Origin of the sequence: Phyllobacterium sp. (genome assembly GCF_037994425.1) — a bacterium.
Taxonomy (GTDB): Bacteria; Pseudomonadota; Alphaproteobacteria; order Rhizobiales; family Rhizobiaceae; genus Phyllobacterium.
In genome coordinates this window covers 1-4,316 of sequence record NZ_JBBNAM010000148.1, presented here as the reverse complement: position 1 = coordinate 4,316, position 4,316 = coordinate 1, and the positions used below count along the sequence as shown (strand labels likewise).

Genomic DNA, 4,316 nt, shown 5'->3' with positions numbered 1-4,316 from the left:
TCAACGTGACCAATCGTGCCAATGTTGACGTGCGGCTTGTTACGTTCAAACTTGCTCTTAGCCATAGCTGTCGTTCTCTCGTCATCACAACCGGCCTTGCGCCGGTACCATGTTTGTAGCTCAGACGGGACAGCAAGCCGTCCGTCAGCACATTCGCCCATCCGGTCGCTTTACGACCGACCGGGGTTCTGTCCGAGCTTGCTCATTCATATGGAAAACACATGAGCGAGGTACAATGCTCAAGACAAAAATCGAAGAGCACCTCTGCGCGCTTGCACGCACATAGGGCGCTCCTGAAACTGGAGCGGGTAGCGGGAATCGAACCCGCATATTCAGCTTGGAAGGCTGCTGCTCTACCACTGAGCTATACCCGCACATCATGGCGTTGGTTCCGGCGATGGTGGAGGGGGTTGGATTCGAACCAACGTAAGCCAAGCTAACGGATTTACAGTCCGTCCCCTTTAACCACTCGGGCACCCCTCCGGTCATCGCCGATGGAACCACACCATAAGCACTCTCTCAAGCAGCCAGCCTGCATTTGCCCGGGCCGGTGCTTGCGGAGGGCCTTATGCCGACTAGCCCACGTGGTGTCAACAGCTCACTTCAGAAAATGAATGGCTTGTGGAAACAAGCTGAAGAAATGTGCTCGCGCACAGGCAAAAGCCCGCGATTTTGGCGAGATGTCTGTATCGCGCCAATGCCCAAAAGGGTATATGTCCGGCCATGACCGACCAAAAGCCTTCCCGAACGCCCAAAGATTCCCATTACGCAACGCTGCGCCGCCAGTTCCGCGACCAGAAGGCGGGCGGCGCACCGCAAGCGCAACGAAGCCGGCGTCGGGCGACAGAAGGCTCACAAGCCCCGGAAGGCCTTGTGCGGCTGTATGGGCTGCACACGGTGCGCGCCGCCCTCGACAATCCTGCTCGCCAGATCAAGCGCATGCTCGTTACGAAAAACGCGCTGGACCGGCTCGAAATCGAAGATACGTCCACTCTTCCCTTCGATGTCGAGACTGTCGATCCCCGCGCTATCGACCGCGAGACGGGCTCGGAGGCGGTCCATCAGGGTGTAATGATCGAGGCGAAGCCGCTCAAGGCCCAATCCCTGAAAGCATTGCAGGAAAGTTCGCTGCTGTTGATTCTCGATCAGGTGACCGATCCGCACAATGTAGGAGCGATCATGCGATCGGCGGTGGCTTTTGGTGCCGGAGCGATCATTTCGACGGCGCGTCACAGTCCACAGGAATCCGGGGTTCTGGCGAAGGCAGCGTCCGGCGCGCTCGAGCTCATCCCGCATATCGAGGTGCGAAATCTCGCAGAAGCGATCGGCGAATTGCATAACCTCGGCTTTACGACGATCGGGCTCGATTCTGAGGGGCCGCTCGAACTCGAAAGAACGATGGCGAAGGGCCGTATTGCCCTAGTCCTTGGCGCCGAGGGTAAAGGCCTCCGGCAAAAGACGCGCGAGACTGTGACGCACCTAGCCAGGCTCGATATGCCTGGTGCGATCAAATCGCTCAACGTTTCCAACGCGGCGGCGATTTCACTCTATGCCGCCCAACGTTTTCTCGCCGGCGATTCTGCTTAAAGGCAAAGCCCCGTTCGAATATAATACGGATCAGCAGTGTTCATCCTGCTCCGGTCGTCCAAATATCGGGTCGTCCGGAATGGAGTACGCCTATGCTGCGCAACAGCAAAGATTCGTTCGGCCTGATTTCGATCCTGTTTCATTGGATTATCGGGATCGTCTTTCTCGGCCAGATTGTGCTCGGCTACCTGATGGTGAGGGTGAGCGACTTCACCCTCCAGTTCAATCTCTATCAGTGGCACAAATCCTTCGGCTTCCTCGTACTGGGACTGTCTGCGCTGCGGCTGGCGTGGAAATCAATCAGTCTGCGTCCGCGTGATCCGGAGACGTTGAGCCGGTTGGAGCGCGTGGGTGCCCACAGCGCCCACGCCTTCCTTTATCTCAGTCTGTTTATCGTACCGCTGACCGGTTGGGCGATCGCATCGAGCTCGCCGCTGCAGATACCGACATTCATGTTCAATCTTATCGTCATTCCATCGTTGCCGCTTGCGATATCGGACAGCGCTGAGGCGCTCTGGTCAGCGAGCCACGCCTGGCTTGCCTATCTCTCGGCCGCTGTGGCTGGCGTCCATATCCTGGCGGCGCTTCACCATCATTTCTGGAAGAGGGATACAACTTTGCTGCGCATGCTGGCTCCAGGGGCCGTGCGAAACGGCGGCCGGCACCCAACCAGACGGAATCAAACATCATGAGAACCACAAGCGTGTTTCTATCTACCGCGATCGGTGCAGCAATAGCCGGAATCGTTGCCCTCGCCCCGACATCCGTCAGCGCCGATACGCTTTCCGAAGTCGCCGGACGCTACAAGATCCAGCCCTCTTCCCGCGTCGGCTTTTCCGTTTCGCAGGTGGGCGGCGGCGGAATTACCGGCAATTTCAAGAAGTTTTCCGGCGTCTTTGCGCTGAACAATTCCGATATCAGTCGTTCCGTTATTGACTTCACATTATACCCGGAAAGCGTTTCGACCGGTCAGGCGCGTGTCGAAAGCTTCCTCAAGTCTGATGCGGTGTTTGATTCGGCAAACTTCCCGACGATTACCTTCAAATCGACCCAGATCACCCAGACGGGGTCCGACACGGCCCAGATTTCCGGCATCCTGACGGCGCGGGGGAAGAGTAACCCGGCAAGCTTTGAGGCGAGTCTCGCCGACCATAGCAACAACACCATAACCTTCCGCGTCCAGGGAAAATTGTTGCGCTCGCGATACGGTATGGATGTCGGCACGCCGATTTATTCGAACGTCGTCCAGTTCGATATGGTCATACGGGGCCAGCGCTCGTAACGCTCGGCTTGAAGAGCACGTCCGCATCGCCGACACGCCAGGCATTCTCGAAGTGCATGCGTTCGATGACCCAATGGTCGCCGGCGCTTGCCAAATCGACGTCTAGTACATTCTTCAGAAGCAGATGACGGCTGTGATCGCCGCGCGGCAGATGTTGAGCTTCAATCAAGGCAAAAAGGGTTGCGCGGCTCCCATCGTAGTGCTTCACGCGGGGATTCGTGATGCTGTGCGTGGTATCGAGGATTCCAGTGGTGGTAAGGATGGTGTCGACGATCGCTTGGCGTCCTTCAAACACGGGGATTGTCACACCAAGCTTTGCCGCAACAGCGGTGAAATCGAGCACGGCGTCAGCAGCGAAAGCCGATTCGAACAGTTGCCTGTCGCGCAGATCCTGTCCCGCACCGAATCGATAGAGCGCATCGACGATTGCGGTGAAATCTTCGGTCGGCACCGCCAAAAAGTGGGCCTTGCCTTGCGTTGGAACCATTGCCATATCAGCCTCCTGAGTTTTTCGCTTGGCTGAGAATTGGCAAGTTGGGCGTTGACACACAAGAACGCACCGTAAGCATAGGAGCTTTCCAGATGGATAGTTTTGCGCCGCGCGAGAAAGAAATGTGCTTCGGGCAATGCCCCGTGCTAATCCGTGAAACACTCGATTTGATTGCCGCCAAATGGACGGTTCCGATTTTTTTCGCCCTGCGCGGTGCCTCGGGGCCCATTCGCTACGCTGATCTGCAACGGCGTCTCGGTGAAATCACGCCAAAGGAGCTTGCCAAACATCTGCGCAACTTCGAAACAGCGGGCATGGTGAGGCGGACGGTTTATCCGACCGTCCCGCCGCGCGTGGAATATGCTTTGACCGAATTGGGGGAAACGCTGTTGCCGAGCCTTGAAACCCTCGCCGATTGGGCAATCCGGCATGGCAGCAAAGTCGCGGACAATCGCAAAGCCAATGAGCCGTCGGCCCCGGTGCGCCTCATCAGGCCGGCGTAGAGTTACACGGCCTTCGCGGCCGCCCTGCCTGCAGCGCGGCCGGAAAAGATGCATCCGCCGAGGAATGTCCCTTCCAGCGAATTGTAGCCGTGCATCCCACCGCCGCCAAAACCGGCGGCCTCGCCCGCTGCATAGACGCCCGGGAGGACCTCGCCGTCCGCCCTCAGCGCCCTTGCGCTGAGATCGGTTTCTATCCCGCCAAGCGATTTACGCGTCAGAATGTTGAGGCGCACCGCGATCAGGGGGCCATGCTTCGGGTCAAGAATCTTGTGCGGCGGCACCACGCGCACGAGCCTGTCGCCGATGTAGTTCCGCGCACCTCGTATCGCCGTGATCTGAACGTCCTTGGTGAAGGGATTGTCGACCTCCCGGTCACGCGCCTCGATCTGCTCGCGCAACTTCGATTCGTCGATGAGATTGTCGCCGGTCAGGGCATTCATGCGCCGCACAAGGT

General features: G+C 58.2%; 6 protein-coding genes, 2 tRNA genes and 1 pseudogene. 4 read left to right on the top strand and 5 right to left on the bottom strand.

Annotated elements, in window-relative coordinates:
- From AAAB35_RS10500 to AAAB35_RS10490, 3 genes and pseudogenes are all read right to left on the bottom strand, one after another.
- A pseudogene (locus AAAB35_RS10500) lies at positions 1-65 on the bottom strand (elongation factor Tu); the annotation flags it as partial.
- A 235-nt stretch (positions 66-300) separates the two neighbouring features.
- Positions 301-374 (bottom strand) — tRNA-Gly (locus AAAB35_RS10495).
- A gap of 24 nt (positions 375-398) precedes the next feature.
- Positions 399-483, bottom strand: a tRNA-Tyr gene (locus AAAB35_RS10490).
- Between the two features lie 240 nt (positions 484-723).
- On the opposite strand from AAAB35_RS10490, the gene rlmB reads away from it, so the two are divergent.
- The 3 genes from rlmB to AAAB35_RS10475 all read left to right on the top strand — a co-directional run bounded on the left by rlmB (position 724) and on the right by AAAB35_RS10475 (position 2,869).
- On the top strand, positions 724-1,587 hold the full coding sequence (gene rlmB / locus AAAB35_RS10485; RefSeq protein WP_340668223.1) for a 23S rRNA (guanosine(2251)-2'-O)-methyltransferase RlmB: 864 nt from the start codon (positions 724-726) through the stop codon (positions 1,585-1,587).
- A 92-nt stretch (positions 1,588-1,679) separates the two neighbouring features.
- A complete protein-coding gene (locus AAAB35_RS10480) occupies positions 1,680-2,279 on the top strand; it encodes a cytochrome b (protein ID WP_340668222.1) in 600 nt (199 codons plus the stop codon).
- Positions 2,276-2,869 (top strand): YceI family protein, encoded by a 594-nt coding sequence (locus AAAB35_RS10475; RefSeq protein WP_340668221.1) that lies wholly within the window; start codon positions 2,276-2,278, stop codon positions 2,867-2,869. The genes AAAB35_RS10480 and AAAB35_RS10475 overlap by 4 nt, the downstream gene beginning before the upstream one ends.
- On the opposite strand, the gene AAAB35_RS10470 is transcribed toward AAAB35_RS10475, so the two are convergent.
- Positions 2,847-3,362, bottom strand: a complete 516-nt coding sequence (locus tag AAAB35_RS10470) for a nuclear transport factor 2 family protein (protein WP_340668220.1) — start codon at positions 3,360-3,362, stop codon at positions 2,847-2,849. The genes AAAB35_RS10475 and AAAB35_RS10470 overlap by 23 nt on opposite strands.
- Before the next feature lie 89 nt (positions 3,363-3,451).
- Between AAAB35_RS10470 and AAAB35_RS10465 the strand changes: the two genes are divergently transcribed.
- Positions 3,452-3,862 carry a helix-turn-helix domain-containing protein gene (locus AAAB35_RS10465; RefSeq protein WP_340668219.1) on the top strand — a complete coding sequence of 137 codons (411 nt, stop codon included), beginning with the start codon at positions 3,452-3,454 and terminating at the stop codon, positions 3,860-3,862.
- A gap of 2 nt (positions 3,863-3,864) precedes the next feature.
- Here AAAB35_RS10465 and AAAB35_RS10460 read toward each other — a convergent pair.
- A partial coding sequence (locus AAAB35_RS10460) for an FAD-binding protein (RefSeq protein ID WP_340668218.1) occupies positions 3,865-4,316 on the bottom strand: 452 nt, incomplete at its 5' end.